The sequence below is a fragment of the Lutibacter citreus genome (assembly GCF_003260195.1).
GTDB lineage: Bacteria > Bacteroidota > Bacteroidia > Flavobacteriales > Flavobacteriaceae > Lutibacter > Lutibacter citreus.
On sequence record NZ_QEIH01000009.1, the window covers coordinates 175,965 to 195,479 of the forward strand.

At 31.5% G+C, this 19,515-nt stretch carries 15 protein-coding genes and 1 tRNA gene; all 16 read left to right on the forward strand.

Annotated features, from left to right (window positions below):
- The 16 genes from mraY to fsa all read left to right on the forward strand — a co-directional run bounded on the left by mraY (position 1) and on the right by fsa (position 19,472).
- Positions 1–1,227, forward strand: coding sequence for a phospho-N-acetylmuramoyl-pentapeptide-transferase (gene mraY, locus DAD81_RS18060; protein ID WP_111709713.1), 1,227 nt, complete (start codon positions 1–3; stop codon positions 1,225–1,227).
- A complete protein-coding gene (murD, locus tag DAD81_RS18065) occupies positions 1,228–2,559 on the forward strand; it encodes a UDP-N-acetylmuramoyl-L-alanine--D-glutamate ligase (RefSeq protein ID WP_111709714.1) in 1,332 nt (443 codons plus the stop codon).
- A complete protein-coding gene (locus DAD81_RS18070; RefSeq protein WP_111709715.1) occupies positions 2,560–3,753 on the forward strand; it encodes an FtsW/RodA/SpoVE family cell cycle protein in 1,194 nt (397 codons plus the stop codon).
- Positions 3,737–4,831 (forward strand): undecaprenyldiphospho-muramoylpentapeptide beta-N-acetylglucosaminyltransferase, encoded by a 1,095-nt coding sequence (murG, locus tag DAD81_RS18075; protein ID WP_111709716.1) that lies wholly within the window; start codon positions 3,737–3,739, stop codon positions 4,829–4,831. Before DAD81_RS18070 ends, murG begins: the two co-directional genes overlap by 17 nt.
- Positions 4,832–6,178, forward strand: a complete 1,347-nt coding sequence (gene murC / locus DAD81_RS18080; RefSeq protein ID WP_111709717.1) for a UDP-N-acetylmuramate--L-alanine ligase — start codon at positions 4,832–4,834, stop codon at positions 6,176–6,178.
- A complete protein-coding gene (locus tag DAD81_RS18085) occupies positions 6,168–6,890 on the forward strand; it encodes a cell division protein FtsQ/DivIB (RefSeq protein WP_111709718.1) in 723 nt (240 codons plus the stop codon). The genes murC and DAD81_RS18085 overlap by 11 nt, the downstream gene beginning before the upstream one ends.
- A 3-nt stretch (positions 6,891–6,893) precedes the next feature.
- Complete coding sequence (gene ftsA / locus DAD81_RS18090; RefSeq protein ID WP_111709719.1) at positions 6,894–8,237, forward strand: cell division protein FtsA; 1,344 nt, start codon at positions 6,894–6,896, stop codon at positions 8,235–8,237.
- A 46-nt stretch (positions 8,238–8,283) separates the two neighbouring features.
- The gene (gene ftsZ, locus DAD81_RS18095) at positions 8,284–10,215 is read left to right on the forward strand and encodes a cell division protein FtsZ (RefSeq protein WP_111709720.1); all 1,932 of its coding nucleotides are present in this window, start codon (positions 8,284–8,286) and stop codon (positions 10,213–10,215) included.
- A gap of 121 nt (positions 10,216–10,336) precedes the next feature.
- Positions 10,337–10,786 carry a GatB/YqeY domain-containing protein gene (locus DAD81_RS18100; RefSeq protein WP_111709721.1) on the forward strand — a complete coding sequence of 150 codons (450 nt, stop codon included), beginning with the start codon at positions 10,337–10,339 and terminating at the stop codon, positions 10,784–10,786.
- A gap of 12 nt (positions 10,787–10,798) precedes the next feature.
- A tRNA-Arg gene (locus DAD81_RS18105) sits at positions 10,799–10,872 on the forward strand.
- A gap of 549 nt (positions 10,873–11,421) precedes the next feature.
- Complete coding sequence (locus tag DAD81_RS18110) at positions 11,422–12,423, forward strand: GntR family transcriptional regulator (RefSeq protein ID WP_111709722.1); 1,002 nt, start codon at positions 11,422–11,424, stop codon at positions 12,421–12,423.
- Positions 12,424–12,426: 3 nt separating this feature from the next.
- Positions 12,427–13,914 (forward strand): xylulokinase, encoded by a 1,488-nt coding sequence (locus DAD81_RS18115; RefSeq protein ID WP_111709723.1) that lies wholly within the window; start codon positions 12,427–12,429, stop codon positions 13,912–13,914.
- A 23-nt stretch (positions 13,915–13,937) separates the two neighbouring features.
- Entirely contained in the window at positions 13,938–15,263 is a 1,326-nt protein-coding gene (xylA, locus tag DAD81_RS18120) for a xylose isomerase (RefSeq protein WP_111709724.1), read from the forward strand.
- A 12-nt stretch (positions 15,264–15,275) separates the two neighbouring features.
- Positions 15,276–16,688 carry a D-xylose transporter XylE gene (xylE, locus tag DAD81_RS18125; RefSeq protein WP_111709725.1) on the forward strand — a complete coding sequence of 471 codons (1,413 nt, stop codon included), beginning with the start codon at positions 15,276–15,278 and terminating at the stop codon, positions 16,686–16,688.
- Positions 16,689–16,771: 83 nt separating this feature from the next.
- Positions 16,772–18,808, forward strand: a complete 2,037-nt coding sequence (locus tag DAD81_RS18130; RefSeq protein WP_111709726.1) for a transketolase family protein — start codon at positions 16,772–16,774, stop codon at positions 18,806–18,808.
- Positions 18,809–18,818: 10 nt separating this feature from the next.
- Positions 18,819–19,472, forward strand: a complete 654-nt coding sequence (gene fsa, locus DAD81_RS18135; RefSeq protein ID WP_111709727.1) for a fructose-6-phosphate aldolase — start codon at positions 18,819–18,821, stop codon at positions 19,470–19,472.
- The last annotated feature ends 43 nt before the right edge of the window (positions 19,473–19,515 follow it).

The following is a 19,515-nucleotide window of genomic DNA, read 5'->3' on the forward strand; positions in this document are numbered from 1 at the left end:
ATGTTATATTATTTGTTTGAATTTTTAGGTAAACAATACGATTTAATTGGAGCAGGCTTGTTTCAATATATTACGTTTCGTTCTGCATTGGCATTTATTTTGTCGTTGCTATTTTCTACAATTTATGGTAAACAAATAATTAATTATTTACAACGTAAACAAGTTGGAGAATCTATAAGAGATCTTGGGCTTGATGGTCAAGTGGAAAAAGCAGGAACTCCAACAATGGGAGGTGTTATAATAATACTTGCAACATTAATACCTGTGTTGTTATTGTCAAAATTAGATAATGTTTACATTATAATATTAATGGTTACAACCTTGTGGATGGGAACTATTGGTTTTCTTGATGATTATATAAAAGTTTTTAGAAGAAATAAAGAAGGATTAAAAGGGCGTTTCAAAGTTTTAGGTCAGGTTACTTTAGGTTTGTTTGTTGGAGCAATGTTGTTCTTTCATCCAGATGTAACAATGAAAGAAAAACTACCAAAGAAATTTCAATATGAAACTGAGGCTGGTATTCCGGTATTATTTGGAGACGCAATTAAATCAACTAAAACAACAATTCCATTTTTAAAAAATAACGAATTAGATTATGCTGTTGCTTTTGATTGGATAGGTGATGGACTTAGAGATTACGCTTGGTTATTATTTATTCCAGTAGTAATTTTTATTATTACAGCTGTTTCAAACGGAGCAAATTTAACTGATGGGATTGATGGTTTAGCAGCAGGAACTTCAGCTATAATTGTGCTAACCTTAGGGATATTTGCTTGGGTTTCAGGGAATATAATTTTTGCAGATTATTTAGATGTAATGTATATACCAAACTCTGGAGAAATGACGATTTTTATTGCTGCTTTTGTAGGTGCGCTCGTAGGTTTTTTATGGTATAATACATATCCTGCTCAGGTTTTTATGGGAGATACTGGGAGTTTAACAATTGGAGGGATAATAGCAGTATTGGCAATTTCGGTTCGTAAAGAATTATTAATTCCAATTCTAGCAGGAATATTTTTAATTGAAAATTTATCGGTAGTCCTTCAAGTAGGATTTTTTAAATATACTAAGAAAAAATATGGTGAAGGAAGACGGATTTTTAAAATGTCTCCTTTGCATCATCATTACCAAAAAATGGGTTATCACGAAAGTAAAATTGTAACAAGATTTTGGATTGTTGGAATTATGTTAGCGGTATTAACAATAGTAACATTAAAGTTGAGGTAAATGAAACTAGTTGTACTTGGAGCGGGAGAAAGTGGTGTAGGAACCGCTATTTTGGGAAAACAAAAAGGGTTTGAAGTTTTTGTTTCAGATAAAGGTGCAATTGCTGAAAAATATAAAAAAGTTCTTTTAAATAATAATATTTCTTTTGAAGAAGGAAAACACACACTTGTTGAAATTTTTAATGCAGATGTGGTGATGAAAAGTCCTGGAATACCTGATGACGTTTCAATGATTATTGATTTGAAACAAAGAGGAATTCAGGTGATATCAGAAATTGAATTTGCTTCAAAATATACCAATGGTTTGATTGTGGGGATAACTGGTTCAAACGGAAAAACTACAACAACAATGTTGGTAAATCATATTTTGAAAAAAGCGGGTTTAAATGTTGGAATGGGAGGAAATATTGGAGAAAGTTTTGCTGAGCAGGTGGCAGAAAATAATTTTAAGATCCATGTATTGGAGTTGAGTAGTTTTCAACTAGATGGAATTGAAAAATTTGCGCCGCATATAGCAATAATTACAAACATTTCTCCAGATCATTTGGATAGGTATAAATATAAGTATAAAAACTATATCAATTCAAAATTTAGGGTAACTGAAAATCAAACTGAAAATGATTTTTTGATTTATGATTATGATGATGTAGAAATAGCAAAATGGTTAAGTGAAAATAAAGTTAAAGCAACGCTATTGCCTTTTTCGTTGACAGAGGAATTGAAGCAAGGAGTATTTATAAAAGACAATAGCATAATAATAAAATATAAAACCGAAGATAAAATAATGGGTATATCAACATTAGCCTTAAAAGGTAAGCACAATACGAAAAATGCTATGGCAGCGGCTATGACTGCTTCGTTATTAAAAGTGAGAAACAACTCAATTAGAGAAAGTCTTGAGGATTTTGAAGGTGCAGAGCATAGACTTGAACCTGTTTTAAAAATAAATGATGTTCATTATATAAACGACTCAAAGGCTACTAATGTAAATGCAACTTATTATGCATTAGATAGCGTAAAAACACCTACTGTGTGGATTGTTGGAGGTGTAGATAAAGGAAATGATTATTTAGATTTAATGCCTTTGGTAAGAGAAAAGGTAAAGGCAATTATTTGCTTAGGAGTTGAAAATCAAAAAATAATACAAACATTTAGCAATGTAGTAGATTTAATAGTTGAAACAGCTGGAGCTGAAGAAGCTGTTAAAGTAGCTTATAAAATTGCGGAAAAAGGAGATACAGTTTTATTGTCACCTGCTTGTGCAAGTTTTGATTTGTTTGAAAGTTATGAAGATAGAGGTAAACAATTTAAAAAAGCAGTTAGAGAACTTTAAATGAGAAATATATTAAAAAATATTGAGGGTGATCGCACTATTTGGGCTATTGTAGGCTTTATGGCTATTTTGTCATTTATGCCAGTTTATAGCGCAAGTACAAATTTGGTGTACGTGGCAAATTCTGGTACAACAACATATCACTTAATAAAACATGTTGTTTTATTATTCTTTGGTTTTTTAATTATATATGGAGTACATAAAATTCCATATAGATATTTTAGTGGAGGTTCATTTTTAATGTTGCCGATTGTATTTGTTTTGTTAATAGTAACGTTAGCTAAAGGAACCGTAATAGGAGGTGCTAATGCTAGTAGATGGATACAAATACCAGTGATAGGTATTGGGTTTCAAACTTCAACATTGGCAGGTTTAGTATTAATGGTTTATGTGGCTAGATATTTGGCTAAGAATAAAGAGAAAACAATAATTTTTAAAGAAAGTTTATGGCAATTATGGTTGCCAGTTGCCGCAATTTTGAGTTGTATTTTACCAGCTAATTTTTCTACAACGGCAATTATTTTCTCAATGATTTTATTAGTAACATTTATTGGAGGATATCCAATTAAGTATTTGTCTTATATACTTGGTATGGGAATTATAGCATTAACAGTATTTGTTTTAGCCGCAAAAGCATTTCCAAGCGTTATGCCAAATAGGGTAGATACTTGGATAAGTAGAGTAGAGAATTTTTCTGATAAAAATGCCGAAGAAGGTTATCAGGTTGAAAAAGCAAAAATAGCAATTGCAAGTGGAGGTCTCCACGGTCGTGGACCAGGTAAAAGTGTGCAAAAAAACTTTTTACCACAATCATCTTCTGACTTTATTTTTGCTATTATAGTAGAAGAGTACGGTTTGATATTTGGTGCTTTAACCGTTATTTTAATGTATTTTTTGCTGTTATTCAGGATATTAGTAGCTGCAAAAAAAGCACAAACAATATTTGCAACTTTACTAATAATTGGCGTAGGTTTGCCGATCATTTTTCAGGCGATAATTAATATGGCTGTAGCAGTAAATTTATTTCCTGTTACGGGGCAAACATTACCGTTAATTAGTAGTGGAGGAACGTCAATTTGGATGACGTGTTTTGCCATTGGAATAATATTAAGTGTTACAGCAGATAAAGAGAAAATAATTAATTCAGAAACAGAGGAGAGTCCTTTAGATATATTACATGAAGCAATCGATTAACATCATATTGAGCGGAGGAGGAACTGGAGGTCATATTTATCCAGCTGTTTCAATAGCAAATGAGCTAAAGGAAAAATATCCTGATGCAAATTTTTTGTTTGTTGGAGCAAAGGATAGAATGGAAATGGAAAAAGTTCCACAGTCTGGATATGATATTAAAGGGTTGTGGATTTCCGGATTGCAAAGAAAGTTAACATTAAAAAATTTAGCATTTCCTTTTAAGCTAATAAGCAGTTTGTGGAATGCTTTTAAAATAATTAAAGATTTTAAACCAACTGTTGTAATTGGAACAGGTGGTTTTGCCAGCGGACCAACATTGTATGCTGCAAGTATGAAAGGCGTAAAAACGTTAATACAGGAACAGAATTCTTATCCTGGGATAACAAATAAATTATTAAGTAAAAAAGCAACTAGTATTTGTGTTGCCTATGATGGTTTAGAACGGTTTTTTCCTTCAGAAAAGATATTGAAAACAGGAAATCCAGTGCGTCAAGATTTGTTGAACGTTAATAGTTTAAGAGAGGAGTCAATTAAGTTTTTTGGATTAGATAAAACCAAAAAAACGTTAGTTGTTATTGGTGGTAGTTTAGGCGCAAGAGCAATTAATAACTTGGTTGAAAAGCATATAAAATGGTTGGTAGAAAATGGAGTTCAAGTTATTTGGCAAACAGGTAAGTTGTATTATGATGAATTTAAAAAATATGAAGAGTTAGAAGGGGTTCAAACTTTTGCATTTCTAAATAGAATGGATTTAACGTATGCAGCTGCTGACATTCTAATAAGTAGAGCAGGGGCAAGTTCTATTTCAGAATTGTGTATTGTTGGCAAGCCAGTAATATTTATTCCTTCGCCAAATGTAGCTGAAGATCATCAAACAAAAAATGCATTGTCTGTTGTAAATAAAGATGCCGCTTTATTGTTAAAAGAAACAGAGTTAGAAATGTTTAAAACTATGTTCTTGGAATTAGTGAATAACACTGATTTACAAAATAAATTGAGTAAAAACATTAAAACTTTGGCATTGCCAAATGCAACAAAAGATATAGTAAAAGAAATTGAAAGGTTAATAATTAATTAGTTGAATTTAGAAAATATACATAACGTTTATTTCATTGGAGTCGGAGGAATCGGAATGAGTGCTCTTGCCATCTATTTTAATAGTATTGGCAAGCATGTTGCTGGTTATGATAAAACACCAACAAATATAACTAACAACCTTCAAAATTTAGGAGTTGAAATTCACTTTGAAGATGCTGTAAATTTAATTTCTATACAATTTAAAAATAAGGAAAATACATTAGTTGTTTATACACCGGCGATCCCAAGTGAACATAACGAATTAAATTATTTTTTAGATAATAATTATAAAGTTTTAAAACGGTCTGAAATTTTAGGCGAAATAACAAAAAATACAATTTGTTTGGCTGTTGCTGGTACTCATGGAAAAACAACAACTTCAACAATATTAGGACATATTTTAAAAGAAGCGAAGATAAATTCAACTTCATTTTTAGGAGGGATTTCTGAAAATTATAATTCTAACCTAATTTTAGGAGGTAGTGAAGTTTCAGTAGTAGAGGCAGATGAATTTGATCGTTCATTTTTAAAATTATCCCCAAATATTGCTTGTATAACATCTATGGATGCGGATCATTTAGATATTTATGGGCAACATTCTGAATTGGAAAAATCATTTAGAGAATTTGCCGAAAAAGTATCAGATAAGCTTATTGTTAAAAAAGGATTGCCAATTGAAGGAGAAACCTTTGGTCTTGATGAAGATGCAGATTATTATGCTTACAATATTAGAATAGAAAATGGAGCTTATATTTTTGATGTGAAAACACCTTTGGAAGCTATTGAAAATATAAAAATATATTTACCAGGAAAACATAACGTGCTAAATGCAGTGGCAGCTTTGGCAATGGCAAATAGTTACGGAGTATCATTACCTGTTATTGCCAAAGCTTTACTAAATTTTAAAGGAATAAAAAGACGATTTACCTACAAAATTAATACTCCTAATTTAGTGCTTATTGATGATTATGCGCATCATCCAACTGAAATAAATGCGGTGGTTGAATCGGTAAATGAAATGTATCCGAATAAAAAAGTTTTAGGGGTTTTTCAGCCTCATTTATATAGTAGAACAAGAGATTTTGTAGATGATTTTGCGCAAAGTTTATCAAAATTTGATGAATTAATTTTATTAGATATTTATCCTGCAAGAGAATTGCCAATTAAAGGTGTGAATTCCAGTTGGTTGCTCGATAAAATTGATAATAAACACAAGCAAATTTCATCAAAAGAGAATTTAGTAGAAAATATAGGGAAATGTAATGCCGAAATTATCGTTGTAATAGGAGCAGGTGATATTGGGGAAATGGTAGAAAAAATAAAAAATAGTTTAACAGTTGAAAGTTAATTGGAATATCATAAAGGGTTTATTACTACTAGGTTTAGTGGTGTTTTTGTATGGGTTTTCCCATCATAAACATGATGCTAGAAAAGTAACTAATATAGCTGTTGAATTTGAGCAGGGAAACAACCTTTTTATGAATTATGAAATGGTTAATAAATTGTTAATACAAAAAGGAAAGACAGTTAAAAATGAAGCTAAAACTGTTATAGATTTACAGAAACTGGAGAAGAATGTTCTGTCACATTCTATGGTTGAAGATGCATCAGTTTTTTTAACAGTTGATGGATTGCTTAAAACTATTGTAAAACAAAGAACCCCTATTGCAAGAGTTATATCCCATGGCCAAGATTATTATATAGATAAACAAGCAAAAAAAATGCCTTTATCAGATAATTATTCGGCTAGAGTAATTTTAGTTTCTGGAAATATTACGGATAATGATATTGATGATATTTATCATTTAATTTCAAAAATTATAGAAGATGATTTTTTGAAAAAACAAATTATTGGAGTGCGTAAAATTGCGAATAAAGAATTTGTTTTAAATATGCGAATTGGTGAGCAAGAAATAGAAATAGGTAATTTGGAAAATTTGAATTTAAAATTTCAAAATTTAAAAGCCTTTTTTAATAAAACAATGGCAGACAAGACAATAGAGGATTATAAAATAATAAATTTAAAATACAACAATCAGGTTGTTTGCACTAAAAAGTAAGGTATGGAACATAATGATATTTCAGTAGGATTAGACATAGGAACAACAAAGATTGTTGCTATGATAGGACGTAGAAATGAATATGGGAAAATAGAATTACTTGGAACGGGTAAGGCTAAAAGTTTGGGTGTGCACCGTGGTGTTGTAAATAATATTACTCAAACAATCCAGTCAATTCAAATGGCTGTAGATGAGGCAATAGCTGTTTCAGGAATTAATATTGATGAAGCTGTTGTTGGAATAGCAGGGCAGCATATTAGAAGCCTACAACATAGTGATTACATTACACGTCCTAATTCTGAAGAAGTAATTAGCGATGAAGATCTTGAAATGCTAGAAAAGCAGGTTCATAAATTGGTAATGTTGCCAGGAGAAGAAATAATTCATGTACTTCCACAAGAATTTAAAGTTGATGGACAAGGAGAAATAACAGAGCCTGTTGGGATGTATGGTGGAAGATTAGAAGCTAATTTTCATGTAGTTGTAGGACAAGTTTCTTCAATTAGAAACGTTGGGCGTTGTATAAAAAGTGCAGGTTTAAATTTAGCAGGTATAACATTAGAACCTTTAGCTTCTGCAGAAGCTGTTTTAAGTACTGAAGAAAAAGAAGCTGGAGTAGCATTAATTGATATAGGAGGAGGAACAACAGATTTAGCAATTTTTAAAAATGGAATAATTCGTCATACGGCGGTTATTCCTTTCGGAGGAAATGTTATTACAGAGGATATAAAAGAAGGTTGTTCAATAATAGAAAAACAGGCTGAATTATTAAAAACAAAATTTGGATCAGCTTGGCCAGGAGAAAACAAGGATAATGAAATTGTTTCAATTCCAGGATTAAGAGGCAGAGATCCAAAAGAAATAACACTAAAAAACCTTTCAAGAATTATTCATGCACGTGTTGTTGAAATTATTGAACAAGTGTTTTTAGAAATAAAAAATTACGGTCACGAAGAGCCAAAGAAAAAATTGATAGCAGGAATTGTTTTAACAGGGGGTGGAGCGCAATTAAAACATTTAAAACAGCTAGTTGAATATATTACGGGAATGGATACTAGAATTGGATATCCTAACGAGAATTTAGCGGGAGATTCAGACGAAAGCTTATCAAGTCCACAATATGCAACAGCAGTAGGTTTATTAATGAATGGATTAAACCGATTAGATAAGAAGAAAATTAAATCAACTCAAGAAAAGGATATTCAAGACAAAGAAGCAGAGAATATTAAAGAAACTGAGATTGAAGAAGTTATTGAAGAAGAATCTGAAGATATTAAGGAGCCTAAAAAATCCATATTTGAGAAGTGGGGCGATAAATTCAGAGATTTTTTAGATAATGCAGAATAAAATAAAATAGAAAGAAAAAGATAAGTAACACCAATAAATTTATACTATGAGCAGTTCAGATTTTAGTAACATTTCATTCGATTTACCAAAAAACCAGTCAAACGTAATAAAAGTGATTGGAGTAGGAGGAGGAGGTAGCAATGCCGTAAACCATATGTACTTACAAGGAATTGATGGGGTTGATTTTGTTGTTTGTAATACCGATGCTCAGGCATTGCAAAGCAGCCCAATTCCAACAAAAATTCAATTAGGAGCTTCCTTAACTGAAGGGTTAGGAGCGGGAGCAAATCCTGAAGTGGGTGAACAAGCTGCTATGGAGAGTATTCAGGAAATTAAAGATATGCTGTCTACAAACTCTAAAATGGTGTTTATAAATGTAGGAATGGGTGGTGGTACAGGAACTGGTGCTGCGCCGGTAATTGCTAGGGTTGCTCGTGAGTTAGATTTGTTAACTATTGGTATTGTAACTATGCCTTTTTCTTTTGAAGGAAAAATGCGTAATGACCAAGCTCTAAAGGGAATTGAGCGTTTAAGAGAGTTTGTTGATTCTTTAGTGGTGATTAATAACAATAAATTACGTGAGGTTTATGGTAATCTTGGTTTTAAAGCAGGATTCTCAAAGGCAGATGAAGTTTTGTCTACGGCTTCTCGTGGTATTGCTGAAGTAATAACACACCACTATACTCAAAATATTGATTTAAAAGATGCCAAAACAGTGCTTTCTAACAGTGGTACAGCTATTATGGGGTCAGCTACAGCTTCAGGTCAAAATAGATCAGAAGAAGCTATTTCAAAAGCACTAGATTCTCCGTTGTTAAATGATAACAAAATAATGGGGGCTAAAAATGTATTGTTATTAATTGTTTCCGGAACAGAAGAAATTACAATTGATGAGATAGGTGAAATTAATGACTTTATTCAAACTGAAGCAAAATCTAACGTTAACATAATAATGGGTGTTGGTGAAGATGAGAGTTTGGGAGATTCTATTGCTGTAACAATTGTTGCTACGGGTTTTAATAAAGATCAACAACATGAAATTTCAAATACAGAAGCAAAAAAAATAATCCATACTTTAGGTGATGAGCAAGAAGCTTCATTTGATTTTTCTGAAAAAAAGTTGAATGATACTAGTAAAAAAACAGATACAATTGAAAATGTTGTAAATCTTCCTGTTGAAGATGAGAAAGTTGTTTTTGATTTAGGCGAGGAAGAAGAAGATTTTGAAATAATACCAACTACAGAATTTGTTAAAAATATTGATGTTGTTTATGAGGAAATATCTTCAGAAGTTATAAAAGAGGAGGATTTTGTTATTACTTCATTAAATGAAGAAGAAAAAGTAGAGATTCCAGAACCGAAAGAAAAACAAATAGAATTTACGTTTGATATTCCACTATCTCAATTAAAGAAAAAACCAGTTGTTGAAGAGCAGAGAAAAGAGATTAAGGACCTTAAAGATATTGAAGTTGTAGATCCTAAAGTAGTTAAAACAGAACAGCCTATAAAGAAAGATGCAGATGTATACTTTTCTTTGGAAGAATACAATGAGTTAGAGCAAAACTTATCTAAAGCAACTAAGAAAGTTGTTGAAGAAAAAACAGAAGTAATTATTAGTGAAGAGTTGAATTTAACAGTTCGTTCCGAAACAAGAAAGCCAGAAATTGATGTAAATGAACAAGTAGTTGTTGATTATAAAGAAGTTTCTCCACTTGATTTAACTATTTCAGAGTTGCAAGCAAGAGCTGAAGAAAGAAGAGAGAAAATGAAAAACTTTAATTACAAATTTGTGAATAAAGTAAATCAAAATATAGATGAGATTGAAAAAGAACCAGCATATAAACGTATGGGAGTTCAACTAGATCAGACATCACATTCATCAGAAAACAATCAATCTAGAACTACATTAAATATAGATGATAATGATGATATTCAATTAAGATCAAACAATTCATTCTTACATGATAATGTAGATTAAAAATATTGCCCAAAGACAGGAACCTTAGATTTAAATTCTAAGCTCGGAACCTGGAAATCTTTATGAAAATTAGAGATTTTCGGGTTCTTTTTTTTTATCTTCGCAATCAAAATAAGTTATTATGAGTTTACAGCAAGATATAATGGTGAAATTAAAAGAAGCAATGAAATCGAAAGATTCTGTTGCCTTAGAATCACTAAGAGCAGTTAAGTCTGAAATTTTATTGGCTCAAACAAAAAGTGGAGCAACTGAAGATTTATCTAAAGAAGAAGAAATAAAACTAGTTCAAAAATTAGTAAAGCAAAGAAAAGATAGTGCAGCACTTTATTTAGAGCAAGGTAGAAAAGATTTGGCTGAGCCAGAATTGGCACAAGTTGAGATAATTTCTCAATTTTTACCAGAACAAATGAGTGAAGAAGATTTAAAGAGCTTTATTGGAGAAATAATTTCAAAAGTTGGAGCTTCTTCAATGAAAGATATGGGAAAAGTAATGGGAATGGCTTCAAAACAATTGGCTGGTAAAGCTGATGGTAAAGCTATTTCAGCAATAGTAAAGCAATTACTATCTTAAAATAGAATAAAAGGCCTCGTGGCGCAACTGAATAGCGCACTGGATTTCGGCTCCAGCGGTTGTAGGTTTGAATCCTACCGGGGTCACTTTTAAAAAACACAAACAATAGTAAATACTAGGGTTTGTGTTTTTTTTTATTAATTGTGTACTTTTTTGTATGCTTTTTTCTTAAAAGTGTGTTAAAAAGCTTCTAAAATAATAAATACATTAAGATCGTTATGTGATTTTTGTTACATTTGCACCAATAGTTGAGGTTCTTAACCTCATTCTTTTTCATAGCAATTTACCCACCTCTCAAAGAAGTGGGTTTTTTTTATCAATATTATTAATAATCCAACCTGTAAATTTGAATTCTTTTACTATTAATTTAGTGAGAGATGGAAGTGCTCAAATAAGTGTTTATAAGTTTTTTATAAATGGATGATTTTTAAAGTAGGTGAGATAGTTTATCTAAGTGTTATAAGAGCAAATACTTCTTGTTTTATTATTGAAATTCATATTTTAAATGTAAAATCTTAAAATTATTTTAATTGAATTTTTTAATATAAACCTCTGTTAATAATTAAAATAGAATTAAAATTTGGTAATATAGTAAATGTTATATATTTTTACCTACCGGAACAGAACAGTACGATATGAGTGAGAATGTTTTTACCTTAACTATAAACCATAATAGCGATATTCCAAAATATCAGCAGATAGTTAATTATATCACTAATGGTATAGCAAAAAACGTACTACTTATTGGTGATGCATTGCCTTCTGTAAATAAAATTTGTAAAGAAAGTAAGTTATCTCGAGATACGGTTTTTAAGGCCTATTCCATTTTAAAAGAACAAGGAGTTATTGATGCTGTACCTAATAAAGGGTATTATGTGGCAAGTGAAACCAAAAAAGTATTATTAGTTTTAGATACTTTTAAGGCGTATAAAGAAGTATTGTATCATTCTTTTATTAATAATTTACCTGATAATGTTATAACAGATGTTCAATTTCATCATTATAATATTGAAAATTTTAAAACCATAATAAATAACAGTAAAGGAAAATACTATAAATATATAGTTATGAACTTTGAGCATAAAGAAGTTCCAAAAGTTATTTCAAAAATAAACAGTGAAAAATTATTATTAATTGATTGGGATATTTATTCAAATCCAGATAATAATTATTTGTTTCAGGATTTTGGAAAAGCTTTTTACGAATCTTTAAAAGATGCAATTCACTTATTTAGAAAGTATAAGGAAATCAATTTTTTATTTCCTGAATACACAAATCACACTATAGAAACCATTGAATATTTTAAGAAATTTTGCATAGATTTTAATTTTAATTATAAAATTTTAACCAATTCAAAAGAATATGATATTCAAAAAAATATTGTTTATATAAGCGTAAGTGATCGGGTTTTAGGTTTGTTTTTAGAGCAATGTAGAAATAAAGAATATGAGCCAGGAGTTGATGTTGGGTTTTTATCTTACAATGAAACTCCAATGAAAAAATTTATTTATAAAGGTATTTCAGTGGTTTCAACAGATTTTAAAGAATTAGGAACAAAAGCAGCAGAATTCATTACAAATGATGTGAAAATGCAGCAATATATACCAACAAAATTAATAATAAGGGAATCATTATAAAATATGTATTATATAGGATTTGATTTAGGAAGTTCATCAGTCAAAGCAGCTTTGATTGAGTCGAGTACAGGAAAATCAGTAGGGATTGCACAATATCCAGAAACTGAAATGACTATAGTTGCCGAACAAATAGGTTGGGCAGAGCAAGACCCAAATTTATGGTGGAAAAACATTGGTAAAGTAACAAAAAAGTTATTGATACAAACAGGTGTTGCATCAAACAAAATAAAAGGAATTGGAATTGCTTATCAAATGCACGGAATGGTTGTAGTTGATAAAAATCAAGAAGTTTTAAGACCTTCAATTATTTGGTGTGATAGTAGAGCTGTTGAAATTGGGGATAATACTTTTAAAGGAATTGGAGAAGATAAATGTGTTTCTAACTTATTAAATTCACCAGGTAATTTTACGCTTTCAAAATTGAAATGGGTAAAAGAAAACGAACCTGAAATTTTTGATAGAGTTGATAAGCTATTATTACCAGGAGATTTTATTGCATTAAAATTAACAGGAGAAGCAACTACTACAATTTCTGGACTTTCAGAAGGAATTATGTGGGATTTTAAACAAAATAAATTAGCAGATTGGTTGTTTGAATATATGGGTATTTCTACCGATGTAATTCCAACCATTGTTCCAACATTTTCAAATCAAGGAACGGTTAATAAAAAAGCAGCTGAAGAAATTGGTTTACCTGAAGGAATACCAGTTTTATACAGAGCAGGAGATCAACCAAATAACGCACTTTCATTAAATGCTTTTCATCCAGGTGAAATTGCTGCAACTGGAGGTACATCAGGAGTTGTTTATGCAATTACAGATAGTACAAAAACTCAAGAAAGTTCAAGAATAAACAATTTTGCACATGTAAATTATACTACCGAAGCTCCAAGAATTGGAAAACTGTTGTGTATTAATGGCGCAGGAATTCAATATAGTTGGATGAAGCAAAATGTTGTTGCTTCAACAGATTCTTATAATGATATGAATAATTTAGCAGAATCAATTCCTGTTGGTTCAGAGGGTTTAAGGATTTTACCTTTTGGAAATGGAGCTGAACGTATGTTAAATAGTCAAAATACTGGAGCAAGTACATTCAATTTAAATTTCAACAAACATAATAAAGCACATTTATTAAGAGCTTCTTTAGAAGGCATAGCTTTTAGTTTTGTGTATGGAATTGATATTTTAAAAAATGATGGAGTTGATTTATCGGCAATTAGAGCCGGAAATGATAATTTATTCCGTTCAGAAATATTTTCAAATACCATTGCAACCTTAGTTGGTACAGATATTAATATAATTGATACTACAGGGGCGGTTGGAGCTGCAAGAGCTGCAGGTGTAAGTACTGGAGATTTTAAAACATTAGATGATGCGTTTTCAGACAATGAACACGTTATGACTTATCATCCTTTAAAAGATAAAAAAATGTATGAGGATGCTTATCAGCTTTGGAAACAAGATTTAGAAAAACTTTATAAAAAATAATAACATAATTAAATAATACAGAAATGGCACTATTAGGAAACAAAGAATACTACAAAGGTATTGGAGAAATCAAATTTGAAGGAAAAGAATCAGACAATCCATTAGCATTTAAATATTATAATCCAGATCAGGTTGTTGCAGGAAAAACAATGCGTGAGCATTTCAGATTTGCAATTGCTTATTGGCATTCATTCTGTGGACAAGGTGGAGATCCATTTGGACCAGGAACACAAAGTTTTGAGTGGGACAAATCTTCAGATCCAATTCAAGCAGCAAAAGACAAAGCTGATGCAGCTTTTGAATTTATTACTAAAATGGGATTTGATTATTTCTGTTTTCATGATTATGATTTAGTTCAAGAGGGAGCAACTTTTGCTGAATCTGAAGCAAGATTAGCTACAATTACTGATTATATTAAAGGGAAACAAGCAGAAAGTGGCGTTAAATTATTATGGGGAACAGCAAACTGTTTTTCAAACCCACGTTATATGAATGGAGCTTCAACAAATCCAGAATTTGATGTTCTTGCAAGAGCCGGTGGACAAATTAAATTAGCCTTGGATGCTACAATTAAATTAGGTGGTGAAAACTACGTGTTCTGGGGTGGTAGAGAAGGTTATATGTCTTTATTAAATACAGACATGGGACGTGAATTAGACCATATGGGACGCTTTTTAGGAATGGCAAGAGATTACGCTCGTTCTCAAGGTTTTAAAGGGAACTTCCTTATTGAGCCAAAACCAATGGAGCCAATGAAACATCAGTATGATTTTGATTCAGCTACAGCAATTGGATTCTTAAAAGAATATGGTTTAGATAAAGATTTCAAAATGAATATTGAAGTAAACCACGCTACATTAGCACAACACACTTTCCAACACGAATTAGAAGTAGCTGCAAAAGCAGGTATGTTAGGTAGTTTAGATGCTAACCGTGGAGATTATCAAAACGGATGGGATACAGATCAGTTCCCAAATAATATTCAAGAAACTACAGAAGCAATGTTAGTATTCTTAAAAGCTGGCGGTTTACAAGGTGGAGGTGTTAATTTTGATGCGAAAATTAGAAGAAATTCAACAGATTTAGATGATGTATTCCATGCACATATTGGTGGAGCAGATACGTTTGCTAGAGCCTTGCTAATTGCTGATAAAATTATGACTTCTTCTCCTTATGAAAAATTAAGAACAGATCGTTATGCTTCTTTTGATACTGGAAAAGGTAAAGACTTTGAAGGAGGAAAACTTTCTATGCAAGATTTATATAAAATTGCCCAAGAAAACGGAGAGTTATCATTAAAAAGTGGTAAACAAGAATTATTCGAAAATATAATTAACCAATACATATAATTTTTAAGCATTATGGGAGCAGCAAACTCTAAATATTTATTAAAACTAACAATAGTTGCCACGTTAGGTGGATTGTTGTTTGGTTATGATACTGCGGTTATTTCAGGAACCGTTAGTTCATTAGAAAGTTTTTTCGTTCTGCCTTTTGGTTTGGATGAATTGGGAGCAAATGCCCGTTTGGGATTTGTTGTTTCCAGTGCACTAATTGGGTGTATTATAGGTGGTATTTCTGGAGGTGTTATTAGTAAGAAACTAGGTCGTAAAAATGGATTAATTCTAGCGGCTATATTATTCTTATTTTCTGCCATTGGATCTTCTATGCCAGAAATGTTTATAAAACCTATTGGTGAAGGAGACCATACGTTTATTTACATATTTATTGTTTATAGAATTATTGGAGGTATTGGAGTAGGATTAGCATCTATGCTTTCTCCATTGTATATAGCGGAAATTGCACCAGCAAAAAATAGAGGTAAATTAGTTTCAATGAATCAGTTTGCAATTATTTTTGGTATGTTGATTGTGTATTTTGTAAATTATTTTATTGCTAAACAAGGAGATGATACTTGGTTAAATACCGTTGGATGGCGTTGGATGTTTGCTTCGGAAACTATTCCTGCAGCCTTATTTTTATTAATGTTGTTTTTTGTACCGGATACACCAAGATCTTTAGTGTTAAAATCTCAGCCAGAAAAAGCGTTGGATGTTTTAATAAAAGTAAATGGTGTTGAAGAAGGTAAAAAGATTCTTACAGAAATTCAAAATACAATAGTTAGTCATTCAGGGAAGTTATTTTCTTTTGGAATGACAGTTATTGTAATTGGTGTTTTACTTTCTGTTTTTCAACAATTTGTAGGTATAAATGTAGTACTGTACTATGCTCCAGAAATTTTTAAGGGTATGGGTTCAGGAACTGATACTGCATTATTACAAACTATTATTGTAGGTGCTGTTAATTTATTATTTACGGTGTTAGCAATTATGACCGTTGATAAATATGGTAGAAAACCATTAATGATAATAGGTGCAATAGGTATGGCATTTGCAATGTTTGCATTAGGAACTACATTTTTTATGGAATCTGTTGGAATCGGAGCTTTAGTGTTTATGTTAATTTATGTAGCTAGTTTTGCTATGAGTTGGGGTCCAGTTTGTTGGGTGTTATTGTCAGAGATGTTTCCAAATAAAATTAGAGGGCGTGCATTGGCAGTTGCAGTTGCAGCTCAGTGGATTTCAAATTATTTAGTGTCTTGGACCTTTCCAATGATGGACAAAAATAGTTATTTGTTAGAAACATTTAATCACGGTTTTGCTTACTGGATTTATGGTGTAATGGGTGTTTTAGCGGCATTACTTGTTTGGAAATTTGTTCCTGAAACAAAAGGAAAAACATTAGAGGAAATAGAGAAAATTTGGGAGAAATAAAAAAAATATTTAGCATTTGCGAGAATATTATTTCTAACTATATTTGTCAAGAATTATATTCAAAAATATTTAAAAAATAAAACATGAACAAAAAGGTAGATCAGCAGTCAGCAGATAACATCAGAGCGTTAGCTGTGGCAATGGTAGAGAAGGCAAATTCAGGACATCCTGGAGGCCCAATGGGAGGTGCGGATTTTATGCATATCTTATATTCAGAATTTTTTAATTATGATCCATCAGATATGAAATGGCCTTTTAGAGATCGTTTTTTCATGGATGCTGGTCATTTGTCTACTTTAATGTATGCTCAATATTATCTTTTAGGAAACTATGAAAAAGATGATGTTGCAAACTTCAGACAATGGGGGTCTATTACTCCTGGTCATCCAGAAGTTGATGTTGAAAGAGGAATAGAAAATACATCTGGACCATTAGGACAAGGGCATACAATGGGTGTGGGAGCAGCAATTGCTGCTAAGTTTTTACAAGCTAGATTTGGAGATTGGATGAATCATAAGATTTATGGTTTTATTTCTGATGGAGGTGTTCAAGAAGAAATATCTCAAGGTGCAGGTAGAATAGCAGGTCATTTAGGGTTGAGTAATTTTATTATGTTTTTCGATTCAAATGATATTCAGTTGTCAACTTCAACAGATGAGGTTACTACTGAAAATACAGCAATGAAATATGAAGCTTGGGGTTGGAAAGTTATTACTATTGATGGTCACAATCATGACGAGATTAGAAAAGCATTAACTGATGCAAATAACGAAACTGAAAGACCAACTTTAATAATAGGTAAAACTATTATGGGTAAAGGCTGTGTAACGGCAGATGGTAAAATGTTTGAAGGTGAGTGTGAATTACATGGGCAACCAATTGGAGCTACAGGTGCTGATTATACCAAAACATTATTAAATTTAGGTGCAAATCCAGAAAGTCCGTTTGATATTTTTGATGATGTAAATGAGTTTTATAAAAACTTGTTGAAAGAGAAAATAGCCAAAGCGGCAGAAAAGAAAGCTGAAATTGCAGTTTGGAAAAATAAAAACCAAGCTTTATCAGATAAATTAGATTTCTTCTTATCAGGTAAATTACCAGAATTAGATTTTGAATCTATTGAACATAAAGCAGGATTGGCAACAAGAGCTGCATCTTCAGGAGTATTAGCATATTTAGCTGAAAAAGTTGAAAATATGATTGTGTCTTCTGCAGATTTATCAAACAGTGATAAAACAGATGGATTCTTAAAGAAAACACACGCGCTTAAAAAAGGAGACTTTAGTGGTTCGTTTTTACAAGCAGGTGTTGCAGAACTAACAATGGCTTGTATTGCAAATGGAATTGCATTGCACGGTGGAATTATTCCTGTAGTAGCAACTTTCTTTGTGTTTTCAGATTATATGAAGCCAGCGATGCGTATAAGTGCTATTCAAGAATTGCCAGTTAAATATGTTTGGACACACGATGCTTTTAGAGTTGGAGAAGATGGGCCAACACATCAACCTGTTGAGCAAGAAGCACAATTACGTTTATTAGAAAAGTTAAAGAATCATAGCGGAAAACCAAGTTTATTAGCATTAAGACCAGCAGATTCAGCTGAAACTAGTGTTGCTTGGAAAATGGCATTGGAAAATCAAGATACTCCAACAGGATTAATTCTTTCAAGACAAGGAATTAAAGATCTTCCTGCTTCAGGAAAATCAAGATATAATGATGCTTTAGCTGCTGAAAAAGGTGGTTATTTAGTTAAAGAAGTAGAGAACCCAGATGTTGTATTAATTGCAAATGGATCTGAAGTTGCAACTTTAGTAGCTGCAGCTGAATTATTAGAAGCTGAGAAAGGATTAAAAGTTAGTATTGCTTCAATTATTTCAGAAGGAAGATTTAGATTACAGACTAAATCATACCAAGAGAGTGTAATACCTAAAAACAAACCGTTATTTGGTTTAACAGCAGGTTTACCAGTAAATTTAGAAGGATTGGTTGGAGATCACGGGAAAGTTTTCGGATTGGATCATTTTGGATATTCTGCTCCAGCAAGTGTGCTTGATGAGAAGTTTGGATTTACAGGTGAAAAAGTATGTAACCAAGTATTAGAATATTTAAAAACAGTATAAAACAAAAAATATGAAATTTTTTATAGATACAGCAAATTTAGAGCAAATTAAAGAAGCTCAAGCATTAGGAATTTTAGATGGAGTTACTACAAATCCATCTTTAATGGCTAAAGAAGGAATTACAGGTGCAGAAAATATTTTAAAGCATTATGTAGCTATATGTAATGTTGTTGAAGGTGATGTTTCTGCTGAAGTTATTGCTACAGATTTTGAAGGAATGGTAAAACAAGGTGAAGAATTAGCAGCCTTACATCCGCAAATAGTAGTTAAATTACCTATGATTGCTGACGGAGTAAAAGCTTGTAAATATTTTTCAGATAAAGGAATTAGAACTAATGTAACGTTAGTTTTCTCTGCTGGTCAAGCTTTATTGGCAGCCAAAGCTGGAGCAACTTATGTTTCTCCGTTTTTAGGAAGATTAGATGATATTTCAACTGATGGATTGCATTTAATTTCTGAAATCAGACAAATTTATGATAACTATGGTTTTGAAACTGAAATATTAGCAGCTTCAATACGTCATACAATGCACGTAATTGATTGTGCAAAAATTGGTGCAGATGTTATGACAGGACCGTTATCATCTATCACAGGATTATTAAGACATCCTTTAACAGATAGTGGTTTAGCTCAATTTTTAGCTGATTACAAAAAAGGAAATTAGTTCTAGCATTTAGATTGAATTAAATTAATTTAAAACCCTTTTC

Bases quoted from the DNA above. Each gene is read 5' to 3' on its own strand.
- ftsZ (WP_111709720.1), top strand. From the start codon at position 8,284: ATGAGCAGTTCAGATTTTAGTAACATTTCATTCGATTTACCAAAAAAC.
- DAD81_RS18100 (WP_111709721.1), top strand. From the start codon at position 10,337: ATGAGTTTACAGCAAGATATAATGGTGAAATTAAAAGAAGCAATGAAA.
- fsa (WP_111709727.1), top strand. From the start codon at position 18,819: ATGAAATTTTTTATAGATACAGCAAATTTAGAGCAAATTAAAGAAGCT.
- DAD81_RS18115 (WP_111709723.1), top strand. From the start codon at position 12,427: ATGTATTATATAGGATTTGATTTAGGAAGTTCATCAGTCAAAGCAGCT.
- mraY (WP_111709713.1), top strand. From the start codon at position 1: ATGTTATATTATTTGTTTGAATTTTTAGGTAAACAATACGATTTAATT.
- xylE (WP_111709725.1), top strand. From the start codon at position 15,276: ATGGGAGCAGCAAACTCTAAATATTTATTAAAACTAACAATAGTTGCC.
- xylA (WP_111709724.1), top strand. From the start codon at position 13,938: ATGGCACTATTAGGAAACAAAGAATACTACAAAGGTATTGGAGAAATC.
- ftsA (WP_111709719.1), top strand. From the start codon at position 6,894: ATGGAACATAATGATATTTCAGTAGGATTAGACATAGGAACAACAAAG.
- DAD81_RS18110 (WP_111709722.1), top strand. From the start codon at position 11,422: ATGAGTGAGAATGTTTTTACCTTAACTATAAACCATAATAGCGATATT.
- DAD81_RS18130 (WP_111709726.1), top strand. From the start codon at position 16,772: ATGAACAAAAAGGTAGATCAGCAGTCAGCAGATAACATCAGAGCGTTA.
- DAD81_RS18070 (WP_111709715.1), top strand. From the start codon at position 2,560: ATGAGAAATATATTAAAAAATATTGAGGGTGATCGCACTATTTGGGCT.
- murD (WP_111709714.1), top strand. From the start codon at position 1,228: ATGAAACTAGTTGTACTTGGAGCGGGAGAAAGTGGTGTAGGAACCGCT.
- murG (WP_111709716.1), top strand. From the start codon at position 3,737: ATGAAGCAATCGATTAACATCATATTGAGCGGAGGAGGAACTGGAGGT.